Here is a 14,023-nt window from a genome sequence, read left to right on the forward strand (position 1 = left end):
CCCGATCGACCGACCGGGCCGGACACGCCGGCAGACGGGGAGGCGACCGTTTAGCGGACGCGGGTCCAGGTCTGCGTCTTGCAAAGCGGGACGAACACGCAGCCGCGGACCTTCAACGTGTTGGCGTCGACCGGGGTTACCTTGGCCTTGTAGGTCTTGCCATCGTCGGGATTGTAGATCTGGCCGCCGGCCCAGGCATTGCCGTCGGCGGTAAAGCCGCTGATGAGCAGCAGGCCGCGCAGCGGGCGGTTGCGCTGGGCGGCGTTCTGGTTGTTGGCGTCCTTGAGGTCGGGCTGCTGGCGGAGCAGCTCCGAGGAGATCAGCCGGCCGCAGATGGAGGCGCCGCAGCGCTGGATCTCGACGATGCCGTTGCGGGTTTCCGTCTTCCAGCGGCCGATGGCGGTGTCGGGGGCGGGCGCCGGTGCGGCGGCGGCGAGCAGCGCGCCGAGGATAAGAATGGACATGGTGTAATCTCCTCTCCATGGCCCCGCTAACAGCCGCGGGCGCCGGTCCAGCCGGGGGTCAGCTTCGCGCCGTATCTGTACGGTCGCGGTTATGGGTCGATCATGACGCCGGCCACCTGAACGGTAACCTAATGGCGAGCGCCCTGCCGTATACGGCAGTTAGCGGCCCGCCTAAGCCGTCCAGCACATGTGTCAAGTGACATGACGTTCATCTGCGCCGTCCGGCACGGCGACTGCCCCCTTCGCGGGCCGCACGGGACGGCCGGCGAAGGGGAGGGCGCTCAATTGCGCAACGGCTTACCCGTGGTCAGCGTCTGCTGGATGCGCGCCTGCGTCCGCGGGTCCTTCACCGCATCCATGAAGGCTTCACGTTCCAGCGTCAGCAGATCGTCCTCGGCGACGATATCGACGACGTCGGCCTCGCCGCCGGTCAGCACGTTGGCGAGTCGGCTGGAAACGACCTCGTCATATGCGGTCGCCATGCCCTTCTTGCGGAAGCCGTCGACCACGCCGGCGATGCCCGTGCGGCCGCTCTCGCCGGGCAGGCGGAACGTCGGCTTCTCCGGCGCTGCATAGCCGGCGACGAGGCCGAGCGCCTTCGCCTTGGCGTCCGCCAGCAGGCGATCGCGATTCATCGTGATGCCGTCGGTGGGGCGCAGGAACATCATCTCCTTCGCCAGCGCCGCGGACTTGGACACCTGCGCGGTCGAGATCGTCTCGAACGCCTTGGCGACGGCGGGCATCGGCCCGCGCGGCATCATCGGCGCCTTCGATATCCGGTCGAGCATCTCGCCGTTGCCACCCCAGCCGGGCAGCAGGCCGACGCCGCATTCGACCAGCCCGACGTAGGTTTCGGCATGTGCCTGGACCGCATCGCTGTTCAGCAGCACCTCGCAGCCGCCACCCAATGCCATGCCGGCCGGCGCCGCGACGACCGGGAAGGGGGCGTATTTCAGCGCCTTCAGCGCCTGTTGTCCGCCCGCGACGAGCTTTTCGATCTCGCCCCACATTCCCGCGGCGACGGCGAACATCGCCATGCCGAGGTTGGCGCCCGCCGAGAAGTTCGAGCCTTCGTTATAGATCACCAGCGCCTTGAACCGCGCCTGCACCAGCGGGATGGCCTGATGGATCAGCGCCATGATCTCGCCGTCGAGCGCGTTCATCTTGGTAGTGAATTCGAGCGCGGCGACGCCATCGCCGACATCCCAGAGCGCCGCGGAGGCGTTCCGGAGCAAGGGTTCGGACGCCAGCTTGATATCCTCGAGCAGCAACACGCCCTCGCTGCGCACGACGTCGCGATATTCGCCGTCGAGGGTCAGGAACTGCCGCTTGCCCTCGACGACACGGTAGAAGCTGCGATCGCCGACGGTGTCGAGGATCGCCGGTACGGTGCGCCCTTCGTCCCGCAGCCGCGCGGTGAAGGCGGCGGCACCGATCCGGTCGAGCAGCTCGAACGGCCCGAACTTCCAGTTGTAGCCGAGCTTCATCGCGTCATCGATCGCGACGACGTCGTCCGCCGCCTCGCCGACCAGCATCGCAGCATAGGAGAGCGTCTTGCCGAGCACCTCCCAGGCATAGTCACCGACCTTGCCCGGCGTGGCGATCAGCGTGGCGAGGTCCTTCTCCGCCTTGGGCGGCAGCGCGGCGGGCTTCTGCCCCTCGCGATAGTCGCCGGTGGCGAGGTCGAGCGCCAGCTTGGTCTTCGTCGCCTTGTCGAAGCGGTAGAAGCCGCCCTTGCCCTTGCGACCCGTAAAGCCCTCGGCGATCATCCGGTCGACCAGCGGCATCGGCCGGACGGTGTCGAAATAGGGGTCGCCCTGCGGCAGGGTCGACGTCAGGCTCTTCGACAGCAGCGGCATCAGATCGACGCCGACCAGATCGACCAGCCCGAAGATCCCCGTCTTGGGCACGCCCATCGGACGGCCGCCGATCTGGTCGGCCTCCTCGACGGTCAACCCCTGGTCCATCGCTGCGTTGATCGCGACGGCGAGCCAGTAGGTGCCGATGCGATTGGCGATGAAGCCCGGCGTGTCCTTCGCCCGGACGATCCGCTTGCCCATGAAGCGATCGACGAAATCCTCGACGCGATCCGCGACGGCGGCGTCGGTATGCGCGCCGCGGACGATCTCGATCAGCCGCATGTAGCGCGGCGGATTGAAGAAGTGGGTGATGAGGAAGTCGGCCTTGAACTGGTCGGAGCGTCCCTCGACCAGATTCTCCAGCGGGATCGTCGAGGTGTTCGACGATACCGCCGTGCCGGGGCGCTTCAGCGCCTCCAATTTCGCATAGAGCGCCTGCTTGATGTCGAGCCGTTCGACGATCGCCTCGACGATCCAGTCGCATTCGGCGACGCGGTCGAGATGGTCGTCGATGTTGCCCGTCTCGACCAGCTTCGCCGCGCCCTTCGACATGAAGGGGGCGGGATCGGTCTTGAGCATCCTGGCGACCGCGCCCTTCGCCACGGCATCGCGATCGTTCCCCTCGCGGGGCACGATGTCGAGCAGCAGGACGGGCACGCCGGCATTGGCGACCTGTGCGGCGATGCCGGCGCCCATGACGCCCGCACCGATCACGCATACCTTCTTGATGGGATCGCTCATGTTATACGCGCTCCAGCACCGTGGCGATGCCCTGACCGCCGCCGATGCACTGGGTCGCCAGCGCATAACGGCCGCCCTCGCGCTCGAGCAGCGCCGCCGCCTTGCCGACGATGCGCGCGCCGGTCGCGCCGAGCGGATGGCCGATCGCGATCGCACCGCCGTCGAGGTTGATCGTCTCGTCCTTTAGGCCGAGGTCGCGGATGCAGGCGATCGCCTGGCTGGCGAAGGCCTCGTTGATCTCGACCACGTCGAGGTCGGCGACCGAGACACCGGCACGGGCGAGCGCCTTTTGCGACGCGCTGATCGGGCCGAGGCCCATCGTCGATGGCTCGATGCCCGACACGCCGACCGCCTTGATCCGGGCGAGGATCTTGAGGCCATGCTTCTTCGCGAATTCCTCCGACGTGACCAGCACCGCCGATGCGCCGTCGGTCAGCGGCGACGAGGTGCCGGCGGTCACCGATCCGTCCAGGCTGAAGGCGGGCTTGAGGCCGCCGAGCGCCTCGACGGTGGTGTCGGGACGGATCGTGCCGTCCTCGCTGACGGTGCCGGTCTTGGTCGTGATCGGCACGATCTCATCGGCGAGCCGGCCGTCGGCACGCGCGGCCGCGGCCTTCTTCTGGCTGGTCACCGCGAACGCATCCTGCTCGCCGCGGGTGATCTGATATTTGGTCGCGACGTTCTCCGCGGTTTCGCCCATGCCCATATAGGCACCCGGATTCGCCTTCGCGAGCGCCGGATTCGGCATCGGATTATAGCCGCCCATCGGGATGCGGCTCATCGATTCGAGGCCGGCGCAGATGAACGCCTCGCCCGCGCCGATCTGGATCTGGCCCATCGCGATATGGATCGCGCTCATCGACGATCCGCAGAAGCGGTTCACCGTCATGCCACCCACCGACAGCGGCAGGTCGGCAAGCAGGCCGATCAGCCGCGCGACGTTAAGCCCCTGCTCCCCTTCCGGAAAGGCGCAGCCGAGGATGATATCCTCGATCTCGGCGGCGTCGACGCCGGTGCGTTCGATCAGCCCGCGAATCGTCTGCGCGGCGAGATCGTCGGGGCGGACGCGGGCGAGCGCGCCCTTGCCGGCGAGATGAAAGGGGGAGCGCGCATATCCGGCGATGACGACGTTGGTCATGAAATCCTCTCTCTGATGGGCATTCGAGCTTGCGATATGCCGTATAGGTGCGATACCTTCCCATTACGTCAAGTAGCACGAGCGGACAATATGCTCGATGATCGACTTTGAGAGGAAGCATGGATGAGCGACACCGCCAAGGCAGACGTGGCCACCGCCGATGAGGCCGTAACGGCACCGCTGGCGATCAAGCAGGGCGTCGCGCTGTCCGCCCGGCCGCGCCTGCTCGGCGAGATGCTCGACCGGTCGGTGGCCCGCTTCCCGAGTCGCGCGGCGATCGACTTTATGGGGCGGGTGACGCGCTGGGGCGATCTCGGCGCGGCGGTGGATCGCGCCGCGGCGGGGCTGCAGGCGCTCGGCGTGGTGAAGGGGACGCGCGTCGCGCTCTGCCTGCCCAACACGCCATATTATCCCATCCTGTTCTACGCGACGCTGAAGGCGGGCGGCATCGTCGTCAACGTCAACCCGCTCTATGTCGAACGCGAGCTGACGCACCTGATCCACGATTCGGGGGCGGAGATCATCGTCACCTGCGATATCGCCGAGATCCAGGCGCGCGTGCTGAAGGTCGCGGGCGAGACGGGGCTGCGCCACGTCGTCACCTGTTCGATCGCGGACGCGCTGCCGACCGTGAAGAAATTCGCCTACAAGCTGGTCAAGCGCAAGGAGATCGGCCGCGCGCCGCGCAGCGCTCAGCATCTGCATTTCCCCGACCTGATGGCGCACGGGCAGCGGCAGACGCCGGTGCCGGTCGCGCCGGACGAGATCGCGGTGCTGCAATATACCGGCGGCACCACCGGCGTGCCCAAGGCGGCGATGCTGAGCCATGCCAATATCGTCGCCAACACCGATGCGATGCTGGTCCATGTCGGCGGCGAGAGCGCCGAGCAGGATCGCGTCCTCGGCGTGCTGCCGCTGTTCCACGTCTTCGCGCTGACCAACGTGCTGACCTTCGCCACCCTGGTGGGTGCGGAGATGATCCTGTTGCCGCGGTTCGAATTGAAGCAGCTGCTCGCTACGCTCAAGCGGACGCGGCCAACCTATTTCCCCGCGGTGCCGACGATCTACAATGCGCTCGCCAATCTGGGTACGAACCAGCGGCCCGACCTGTCGTCGGTGAAGGTCTGCATTTCGGGCGGCGCGCCGCTGCCGATCGAGGTCCGGCACGCGTTCGAGGCGAACACCGGCGCGAAGCTGGTCGAAGGCTATGGCCTGTCCGAAGCCTCGCCGATCATCACCTGCAATCCGTTCGAGGGCGTCAACAAGGAGGGGTCGGCGGGCCTGCCGTTCCCCGGCACGACGATCGAGATCCGCGACCGCGAGGATCCGACGCGGATCGTGCCGGCGGGCGAGAAGGGCGAGATCTGCGCCCGCGGGCCGCAGGTGATGGCGGGATACTGGCACAAGCCCGCCGAGACGGAGGCGGCGTTCGCCGATGGCGCGCTGCGCACCGGCGACGTCGGCTATCTGGACGCGGACGGCTATCTGTTCATCGTCGACCGGATCAAGGACCTGATCCTGTGCGGCGGCTACAACGTCTATCCGCGCGTGATCGAGGAAGCGCTGTACGAACATCCCAACGTGGTCGAGGCCGTGGTGATCGGCGTGCCCGATGCGCACCGCGGGCAGGCGCCCAAGGCCTTCGTCGTGCTCAACGAGCCGGGGGCGATCACCGGCCCCGGCTTGCGCGATTTCCTGCGCGACAAGATCAGCAAGATCGAGCTTCCCCGCGAGGTCGAAATCCGCGACACTCTCCCCAAGACTTTGATCGGCAAGCTATCCAAAAAGGAACTGGTCGAGGAAGAGTTGCAGAAGGCGGCACGTTAGACCGCGCGTCGGGAGTGGGTGATGGACGGTCCGGGGGACGACAGGGGAGAGTTGCAGGGAATCCAGGAGGTGGCCGACATGCTCGGCATCACGCCCCGGACCTTGCGCTTCTACGAGGACAAGGGGCTGATCGAGCCGTGCCGGATCGGGACGACGCGCGTCTACCGTCGGCGCGAGATCGCGCGAATGCAGTTGATCCTGCGCGGCAAGCGGCTCGGCTTCTCGCTGACCGACATCGCCGAATTCCTCGACCTGTACGATGCCGACCCGCAGCATCTGGAGCAGATGCGGGCGCTCGCCGAGCGGGTGCGGATGCGGATCGACGAACTGGAACAGCAGCGCGATGCGCTCGACCAGACGCTGGCGGACCTCGCTAAGCTGGAGGGCGAGGCGCTCGCCCGCGTCCATGCGCACGAACCCGAGGCGCAGCGGGCGGCGGGGTGAGGGGCGTACCGCGCCGGCTTGGTCTGGCCCCCTCTCCGCTGTAGAGCAAGGCGATGGCCGACCCCCGCGAAACCGAACTCCGCCTCGATCCGAAATATGACGCCGCCGGCCTCGTCACCGCGGTCGTCACCGATCGCGCGGGCGCGCTGCTGATGGTCGCGCACATGAATGCCGACGCGCTGGCGGCGACGCAGGCGACGGGGGAGGCGACCTTCTGGTCGCGCAGCCGGGCGCGGTTGTGGAAGAAGGGCGAAAGCTCCGGCAACGTGCTGCGCGTCGTCGAGATGCGGATCGACTGCGATCAGGATGCGCTGTGGATCATCGCCGATCCTGCCGGTCCGGCCTGTCACACGGGCGCGACCAGCTGCTTCTATCGCCGGATCGACGGCGCGCGGCTGGTCCCGATCGGGTGAGGCGCGTGCTGGTGCTCGCCGCGCTGTTGACCGGCTGCGGCGCGCCACCGCAAGCGGCGCAGGACAGTGCCGGTGCGCGGCTCGAGGCGGCGGCGGAGCAGGCGGGGCTGGTCGCCGATCCCGCGCGGGCGTCGCTGGTCGGTTCGTGGGCATTGGATACAGACCGGGTTTGCGTCGTGCCCGGCACGGACGGTGCGTACCGGATCGGCGTCGCGATCGACTATGGCGAGGGGCAGGGGTGCGCGGCGTCCGGCAGCGCGCGCCGCAGCGGCGACCGGGTCGCGGTGACGCTCGGCGCCTGTCGCTTCGATGCCCGGTTCGAGGGCGACCGCATCGTCTTCCCCGCGACGGTTCCCGCCGCCTGCGATCGGCATTGCACCGGACGCGCCTCGCTCGCCGCGCTGGCGGTCGAGCATCTCAGCGGATCGGTATCCGAGGCGGAAACGCTGCGATCGCCGGGCGGGAATCTACTCTGCGCCACACGTCAATAGATTGACGTTGACGTAAACGTGATGTAACCGCATCGCCATGGCCTCGACACCTGCCTATGCGCTGATCGAACCCCGCCACGATCGCGAGAATTTCAGCATATCGGATCTCTCCGATGAGTTCGGGGTGACCGCGCGGGCGCTGCGCTTTTACGAGGACGAGGGGCTGATCGCCCCCGAACGTCGCGGCACGCAGCGCATCTACTCGCACCGCGACCGCGCCCGGCTTGCCTGGATCCTGCGCGGCAAGCGCGTCGGTTTCTCGCTGGGCGAGATCCGCGAGATGATCGACCTCTACGACCTCGACGACGGCCGCCGCGTCCAGCGCGAGGTGTCGATCGAGCGCTGCCGTGCCCGCATCGCGCTGCTCGAACGGCAGAAGCAGGACATCGACGCCGCCATCGCCGAACTCAACGCCTTCGTGACGGTCGTAGAAGCCGTCCATACGTCTGACACACAAGGATAACAGGATGCCTCAGTACACGCCCCCCGTCCGCGACACCCGCTTCATCCTCGAGCATGTCGTCGGCCTGCAGAACTTCAACAACCTCCCCGGCTTCGACGCCGCCACCCCCGACGTGGTCGAGGCAGTGCTGGAAGAGGGCGGCCGCTTCGTCGCCGAGGTGCTGTTCCCGATCAACCAGTCGGGCGATCAGGAGGGCTGCACGCGCCACGAGGACGGCAGCGTCACCACGCCTGCCGGCTTCAAGGAAGCCTATAGCCAATATGTCGAGAGCGGTTGGGCGACGCTGGGCAATGCGCCCGAATATGGCGGGCAGGGTATGCCGCACGTCGTGTCGATCGCGTTCCAGGAATATATGATCTCGTCGAACATGGCGTTCGCCATGTACCCGGGCCTGACGCATGGCGCGATCGCCGCGCTGGTCGCAAAGGGCAGCCCAGAGCAGCAGGCGATGTACGTCCCCAAGATGGTGTCGGGCGAATGGGGCGGCACGATGAATCTGACGGAGCCGCAGTGCGGCACCGATCTGGGCCTGATCCGCACCAAGGCGGAGCCGCAGGCGGACGGATCCTATGCGATCACCGGCACCAAGATCTTCATCTCCGCGGGCGAGCACGACCTGACCGACAATATCATCCATCTCGTGCTGGCGAAGACGCCGGGCGCGCCGGACAGCTCGAAGGGCATCAGCCTGTTCGTGGTGCCGAAGGTGATGGTCAATGCGGACGGCTCGCTGGGCGAGCGCAACGCGGTGACCTGCGGCTCGATCGAGCACAAGATGGGCATCCACGCCAATTCGACCTGCGTCATGAACTATGACGGCGCGAAGGGCTGGCTGGTCGGCGAGGAAATGAAGGGCCTCGCCGCGATGTTCATCATGATGAACGCCGCACGCCTCGGCGTCGGGCTGCAGGGCCTCGCGATCGCCGAGGTCGCCTATCAGAACGCGGTCCAGTATGCCGAGGATCGCCGGCAGGGCCGCGCGCTGACCGGCCCGAAGGAGCCGGGCGAGAAGGCGGACACGCTGTTCGTCCATCCCGACATCCGCCGCATGCTGATGGAGGGGAAGGCCTGGACCGAGGGTCTGCGCGCGCTGTGCCTGTGGGGAGCGCTCCAGGTCGACCTCGAGCATCATGGTGCGACCGAGGAAGAGCGTGAGATGGCGGGCGATCTGATCGGCCTGCTGACCCCGGTCATCAAGGGCGTCGGCACCGACAAGGGCTATGAGGTCGCGACCAACGCGCAGCAGGTCTATGGTGGCCACGGCTATATCGCCGAATGGGGCATGGAACAGTATGTCCGCGATGCCCGGATCGCGATGATCTACGAAGGCACCAACGGCGTGCAGGCGATGGACCTCGTCGGCCGCAAGCTCGCCACCAAGGGTGGCCGTGCGGTGCAGGCGCTGTTCAAGATCGTCGCGCAGGAAACCGCCGCGGCCGAGAGCGTCGAGGCGACCGCGCAGATCGCTACCGCGCTGAAGAAGGCACTCGGCGAACTGCAGGCGGCGACGATGTGGTTCATGGCCAACGGCATGAAGAACCCGGAGAATGTCGGCGCCGGCGCGGTGCCCTACATGCACCTGATGGGGATCGTCGCGACCGGCCTGATGTGGCTGCGCATGGCGAAGGCCGCGGCCGAGCTGAAGACGGCGGGCGCCGAAAATGGGGGGAGCGATACCGCCTTCCTCGACGCCAAGCTGGTCACCGCGCGCTTCTTCGCCGAGCGGATCGTGCCGGATGCCGGCGCACTGCGGCGCAAGATCGAGGGTGGCGCCGAGAGCCTGATGGCGCTGCCGCCCGAGATGTTCCGCGCGGCATAAGCCGATGGAGGGGCGGCCGGCACGCAGGTTGCGGCCGCCCCTCGTCACCGACCGCGCGCGCTCGCTTTCCATGGCGCGATAGCGCATCTTTGCGTCCGGTTCGGAACCTTGCTGCATTGCAGGGGTTCGCCGCGCCATGACCGACAACAACGCCGCCAACACCGCCAGCAGATACCCCCTGCTCGCCTTCCCCCACATCCAGCTGCATGGTGTCGTCGACGACATGATGTACGCGCGGTTCAAGACCCAGCTGGCCGACGCGCCGCAGGACGGGCCGCTCGTTGTGTCGATCACGACGCTGGGTGGCGATCCGGAGATGGGGCGCGCGATGGGCGCCGACATCCGCCTGCTGCGCGACTATACCGGCCGCGAGATCCTGTTCGTCGGCAAGGTCGCGGTCTATTCCGCCGGCGCGACGTTCATGTCGGCGTTCCCGGTCGAGAAGCGCTTCCTGACGCGCGGGACGCGGCTGATGCTGCACGAACGGTCGATGACCAGCACCATCCAACTGTCCGGCCCGCTGACGACCCTGCCCGCCATGCTCAAGGCGAAGCTGCACGAGATCGAGGAATCGGTGAAGATTCAGGAGGAGGGATTCCGCGACATCGTCCGCGGGTCCGGCGTGACCTTCGAGGAATTGCAGAGCAAGGCGCCGTCCAACTGGTATATCGAGGCGGACGAGGCGCGCGACCGCGGCCTCGTTCTCGATGTGATCTGATCGCGGCTTTGTCGCTCCGGGGGTTGCGCCGCGCCCCCGAAAGGCATAGCCGCACGTGCAGCATTCAATAGGAGCGTTGCGGCGATGGCCGAGTTCACCCTGCCCAAGAACAGCAAGGTCAAGGCGAAGGGCAAGGTCCATAAAGCGACCGGGGACGCCAAGCGGATCAAGACCTTCAAGGTCTATCGCTACGACCCCGACACCGCCGAGAACCCGCGCTACGACACGTTCGAGATCAATCTCGACGAATGCGGCCCGATGGTGCTCGACGCGCTCATCAAGATGAAGGCGGAGCAGGATTCGTCGCTCACCTTCCGCCGCTCGTGCCGCGAGGGCATCTGCGGATCGTGCTCGATGAACATCGATGGCCGCAACGGTCTCGCCTGCACCACCGCGATCGAGGACGTGAAGGGCGAGGTGAAGATCACGCCGCTGCCGGCGATGGACGTCATCAAGGATCTGGTCCCCGACTTCACGCACTTCTACGCGCAGTACAGCTCGATCAAGCCGTGGATGCAGACGGTCAGCCCGCCGCCCTCGGGCAAGGAGCGGCTCCAGTCGCCGGAGGATCGCGCCAAGCTGGACGGCCTGTACGAGTGCATCCTGTGCGCCTGCTGCTCGACGTCCTGCCCGAGCTATTGGTGGAATGCCGACAAGTTCCTGGGTCCGGCGATCCTGCTCCAGGCCTATCGCTGGCTGGCGGACAGCCGCGACGAGATGACCGGCGAGCGGCTCGACCAGCTCGAGGATCCATTCCGCCTGTACCGTTGCCACACGATCATGAACTGCGCGAACACCTGCCCCAAGGGCCTCAACCCGGCCAAGGCGATCGCCGAGGTCAAGAAGATGGAAGCCGAGCGCATCCTGTAACCGGCGGTGACGGACACGCCCTCACCGGTCTTCAGCTACGAGGACGATTCGGAACTGCCGGGCTGGAAGCGCTGGCAGTTTCGCGACGCCACGCGTTACAATGCCTTCATCGAGCCGCTGCACGTCCGCGTCGAGGGCGACATCGCCCGCGTGCGGATGCTGCCGCGTCGGGCGCATTCCAACATGCGCGATAACGTTCATGGCGGGGCGCTGCTCGGCTTCATGGACGTCGCCTTGTTTGCGGCGGCGCGCGGCTTCGGCGTGCTGGGGGCAGGAGGCGCGGTGACGCTGGACCTGTCGGCGCAATTCATCGGCGGCGGGGTGGTCGGCGTGCCGCTGGAAGCGCGGATCGAACTGCTGCGCGAAACCGGGCGGATGCTGTTCCTGCGCGGGCTCGTCGTGCAGGACGACGTGCCGACGATCGCCAGCTTTACCGGGACCTTGCGCAAGGTGACCGAGCGGGGTTGATCCGACCCGCTTGCGTCCGGCCCTCACTCTCCCGGTGCGAAGCCTGCGCCGGGCGAAGGCAAGGCGGGGCCTGGTTTTCCCTATCCCGAACGCGCGCGGCCGCGTGCGCAGGAGCACGACGAATGACGAAAGTCCTCAACGCCTATGATGCGCTGGTCGCTGCGGGCGAACTGCGTACCGACCCGGAGCAGCGTGCCGCCGCGACCCGGCTGGACACGCTGGCGGCCGAACTGGAGGCGCCGAGGCGGGCCGGGCTGTTCGCGCGCCTGACCGGTCGCGGCGGTGGCAGTCCGCGCGGCGTCTACATGTTCGGCGACGTCGGTCGCGGCAAGTCGATGATGATGGACCTGTTCTTCGCGAACGTCGCCGTGGAGCGCAAACGCCGTGTCCATTTCTCCGAATTCATGCTCGAGGTCCACGGCCGCATCGCGATCGAGCGCCGCAAGGAAGCGGGCGATCCGATCGCCCCCGTCGCCGCGGCGCTGGCCGAGGAGACGCGGCTGCTCGCCTTCGACGAGATGATGGTTACCAACTCGCCCGATGCGATGATCCTCAGCCGGCTGTTCTCCGGTCTGCTGGAGGCGGGGGTGACCGTCGTCACCACCTCCAACCGCGCGCCCGCCGATCTCTACAAGAACGGCCTCAACCGCGAGCATTTCCTGCCCTTCATCGCGCTGATCGAGGCGCGGCTCGACGTGGTGACGCTCAACGGGCCGATCGACTATCGACGCGACCGGCTGGGGCAACAGAACACCTGGCTGGTCCCCAATGGTCCGGCGGCGACCGCGGACCTTTCCGCCGCCTTCTTCCGCCTGACCGATCACGAGGTGACCGAGCCGATCCCGGCGGAGGATATCGTCGTGCAAGGTCGCACGCTGCATGTCCCCAAGACGCTGAAGGGGGTCGCGGTCTTCTCGTTCCGCAAGCTGTGCGGCGAGGCGCGGGGGGCGGCGGACTATCTCGCCGTTGCGCGGCGCTATCACACCGTCATCCTCGTCGGCGTGCCCAAGCTCGGGCCGGAGAACCGCAACGAGGCGGCGCGGTTCGTCGCGCTGATCGACGCGCTCTATGAGCATAAGGTCAAGCTGCTCGCCGCGGCGGATGCCGAGCCGGACGCGCTCTATCCGGAGGGCGACGGGCGGTTCGAATTCCAGCGCACGGTCAGCCGGCTGGAGGAAATGCGTTCTGAGGATTACCTCGCGCAGGGCCATGGCAGTGCCTAATTGCACTTGCGAACCATTATCAACTAAAGGCTTAATCCTTGGCGATTAGCGGTTGCCGGGCGTCGAAAAGGGGCGTAGGCGGCATGGCCAATCAGGACCTGCCTTTACGGAGATGGATTGGATGGCTCGCAAGAAGATCGCGCTGATCGGCGCCGGCAATATCGGCGGCACGCTCGCGCACCTCGCGGCGCTCAAGAATTTGGGTGATATCGTCCTCTTCGACGTCGCCGAAGGCGTGCCGCAGGGCAAGGCGCTCGACCTGTCGCAGTGCGGCCCGGTCGAAGGCTTCGATGCGAAGATCATCGGTTCGAACGATTATGCCGACATCGCCGGCGCCGACGTCATCATCGTCACCGCCGGTGTCGCCCGCAAGCCGGGCATGAGCCGCGACGATCTGCTCGGCATCAACCTGAAGGTGATGAAGGCGGTCGGCGAGGGCATCAAGGCCAATGCACCCGATGCGTTCGTGATCTGCATCACCAACCCGCTCGATGCGATGGTCTGGGCGCTGCGCGAATTCTCCGGCCTGCCGCACCATATGGTCGTCGGCATGGCGGGCGTACTCGACAGCGCGCGCTTCAGCCACTTCCTCGCCGAGGAGTTCCAGGTGTCGGTCAAGGACGTCACCAGCTTCGTGCTCGGCGGCCACGGCGACACGATGGTCCCGGTCATCAGCTATTCGGCGGTGTCGGGCATCCCCGTTCCCGACCTCATCGCGATGGGCCGCTCGACGCAGGAAAAGATCGACGCGATCGTCAAGCGCACCCGTGGCGGCGGCGGCGAGATCGTCGCGCTGCTCAAGACCGGCTCGGCCTATTACGCGCCGGCGACCAGCGGCATCGCGATGGCGGAGGCCTATCTCTACGACCAGAAGCGCGTCCTGCCGGCAGCGGCCTATGTCGACGGCCAGTATGGCGTGAACGACCTGTACGTCGGCGTACCGGTGGTGATCGGCGCAGGCGGTGTCGAGCAGATCGTCGAGATCGCGCTGGACGACGAGGCGAAGGCGAACCTTACCGTGTCGGTGGATGCGGTGAAGGAGCTGCTGGTGGCGTGCAAGGGGATCGACGAGAGCTTGGCATAAC

General features: G+C 67.0%; 14 protein-coding genes. 11 read left to right on the forward strand and 3 right to left on the reverse strand.

Annotated elements, in window-relative coordinates:
- Positions 1-50: 50 nt before the first annotated feature.
- The 3 genes from AC1RTO_RS05620 to AC1RTO_RS05630 form a co-directional block, all read right to left on the reverse strand.
- Entirely contained in the window at positions 51-464 is a 414-nt protein-coding gene (locus AC1RTO_RS05620; RefSeq protein WP_493159882.1) for a DUF2147 domain-containing protein, read from the reverse strand.
- Between the two features lie 281 nt (positions 465-745).
- Positions 746-3,064, reverse strand: coding sequence for a 3-hydroxyacyl-CoA dehydrogenase/enoyl-CoA hydratase family protein (locus tag AC1RTO_RS05625; RefSeq protein ID WP_493159883.1), 2,319 nt, complete (start codon positions 3,062-3,064; stop codon positions 746-748).
- 1 nt (position 3,065) lies between these two features.
- Positions 3,066-4,202 (reverse strand): thiolase family protein, encoded by a 1,137-nt coding sequence (locus AC1RTO_RS05630; RefSeq protein WP_493159884.1) that lies wholly within the window; start codon positions 4,200-4,202, stop codon positions 3,066-3,068.
- A gap of 123 nt (positions 4,203-4,325) precedes the next feature.
- Between AC1RTO_RS05630 and AC1RTO_RS05635 the strand changes: the two genes are divergently transcribed.
- The 11 genes from AC1RTO_RS05635 to mdh all read left to right on the forward strand — a co-directional run bounded on the left by AC1RTO_RS05635 (position 4,326) and on the right by mdh (position 14,022).
- A complete protein-coding gene (locus AC1RTO_RS05635) occupies positions 4,326-6,029 on the forward strand; it encodes a long-chain-fatty-acid--CoA ligase (protein ID WP_493159885.1) in 1,704 nt (567 codons plus the stop codon).
- A 21-nt stretch (positions 6,030-6,050) separates the two neighbouring features.
- Positions 6,051-6,473 carry a MerR family transcriptional regulator gene (locus AC1RTO_RS05640; RefSeq protein ID WP_293877401.1) on the forward strand — a complete coding sequence of 141 codons (423 nt, stop codon included), beginning with the start codon at positions 6,051-6,053 and terminating at the stop codon, positions 6,471-6,473.
- A 53-nt stretch (positions 6,474-6,526) separates the two neighbouring features.
- Positions 6,527-6,886, forward strand: coding sequence for a phosphoribosyl-AMP cyclohydrolase (gene hisI, locus AC1RTO_RS05645; RefSeq protein ID WP_493159886.1), 360 nt, complete (start codon positions 6,527-6,529; stop codon positions 6,884-6,886).
- 5 nt (positions 6,887-6,891) lie between these two features.
- Positions 6,892-7,377 carry a hypothetical protein gene (locus AC1RTO_RS05650; RefSeq protein ID WP_493159887.1) on the forward strand — a complete coding sequence of 162 codons (486 nt, stop codon included), beginning with the start codon at positions 6,892-6,894 and terminating at the stop codon, positions 7,375-7,377.
- Between the two features lie 37 nt (positions 7,378-7,414).
- Complete coding sequence (locus AC1RTO_RS05655; protein ID WP_493159888.1) at positions 7,415-7,840, forward strand: MerR family transcriptional regulator; 426 nt, start codon at positions 7,415-7,417, stop codon at positions 7,838-7,840.
- A gap of 4 nt (positions 7,841-7,844) precedes the next feature.
- A complete protein-coding gene (locus AC1RTO_RS05660) occupies positions 7,845-9,659 on the forward strand; it encodes an acyl-CoA dehydrogenase C-terminal domain-containing protein (RefSeq protein WP_493159889.1) in 1,815 nt (604 codons plus the stop codon).
- 136 nt (positions 9,660-9,795) lie between these two features.
- Positions 9,796-10,377 (forward strand): ATP-dependent Clp protease proteolytic subunit, encoded by a 582-nt coding sequence (locus AC1RTO_RS05665; RefSeq protein WP_293877411.1) that lies wholly within the window; start codon positions 9,796-9,798, stop codon positions 10,375-10,377.
- 84 nt (positions 10,378-10,461) lie between these two features.
- A complete protein-coding gene (locus AC1RTO_RS05670; protein ID WP_163958972.1) occupies positions 10,462-11,247 on the forward strand; it encodes a succinate dehydrogenase iron-sulfur subunit in 786 nt (261 codons plus the stop codon).
- Positions 11,248-11,253: 6 nt separating this feature from the next.
- A complete protein-coding gene (locus AC1RTO_RS05675) occupies positions 11,254-11,715 on the forward strand; it encodes a PaaI family thioesterase (RefSeq protein WP_493159890.1) in 462 nt (153 codons plus the stop codon).
- 122 nt (positions 11,716-11,837) lie between these two features.
- Positions 11,838-12,938, forward strand: coding sequence for a cell division protein ZapE (gene zapE / locus AC1RTO_RS05680; protein WP_493159891.1), 1,101 nt, complete (start codon positions 11,838-11,840; stop codon positions 12,936-12,938).
- Positions 12,939-13,059: 121 nt separating this feature from the next.
- Positions 13,060-14,022: a malate dehydrogenase gene (gene mdh, locus AC1RTO_RS05685; protein ID WP_493159892.1), complete on the forward strand. Its 963-nt coding sequence runs from the start codon at positions 13,060-13,062 to the stop codon at positions 14,020-14,022.
- Position 14,023: the final 1 nt, after the last annotated feature.

Source organism: Sphingomonas sp. GW821-FHT10F09 (assembly GCF_058809195.1).

Bases quoted from the DNA above. Each gene is read 5' to 3' on its own strand.
- AC1RTO_RS05665 (WP_293877411.1), top strand. From the start codon at position 9,796: ATGACCGACAACAACGCCGCCAACACCGCCAGCAGATACCCCCTGCTC.
- zapE (WP_493159891.1), top strand. From the start codon at position 11,838: ATGACGAAAGTCCTCAACGCCTATGATGCGCTGGTCGCTGCGGGCGAA.
- AC1RTO_RS05660 (WP_493159889.1), top strand. From the start codon at position 7,845: ATGCCTCAGTACACGCCCCCCGTCCGCGACACCCGCTTCATCCTCGAG.
- AC1RTO_RS05655 (WP_493159888.1), top strand. From the start codon at position 7,415: ATGGCCTCGACACCTGCCTATGCGCTGATCGAACCCCGCCACGATCGC.
- AC1RTO_RS05625 (WP_493159883.1), bottom strand. From the start codon at position 3,064: ATGAGCGATCCCATCAAGAAGGTATGCGTGATCGGTGCGGGCGTCATG.
- mdh (WP_493159892.1), top strand. From the start codon at position 13,060: ATGGCTCGCAAGAAGATCGCGCTGATCGGCGCCGGCAATATCGGCGGC.
- AC1RTO_RS05670 (WP_163958972.1), top strand. From the start codon at position 10,462: ATGGCCGAGTTCACCCTGCCCAAGAACAGCAAGGTCAAGGCGAAGGGC.
- AC1RTO_RS05635 (WP_493159885.1), top strand. From the start codon at position 4,326: ATGAGCGACACCGCCAAGGCAGACGTGGCCACCGCCGATGAGGCCGTA.
- hisI (WP_493159886.1), top strand. From the start codon at position 6,527: ATGGCCGACCCCCGCGAAACCGAACTCCGCCTCGATCCGAAATATGAC.
- AC1RTO_RS05630 (WP_493159884.1), bottom strand. From the start codon at position 4,202: ATGACCAACGTCGTCATCGCCGGATATGCGCGCTCCCCCTTTCATCTC.
- AC1RTO_RS05620 (WP_493159882.1), bottom strand. From the start codon at position 464: ATGTCCATTCTTATCCTCGGCGCGCTGCTCGCCGCCGCCGCACCGGCG.
- AC1RTO_RS05640 (WP_293877401.1), top strand. From the start codon at position 6,051: ATGGACGGTCCGGGGGACGACAGGGGAGAGTTGCAGGGAATCCAGGAG.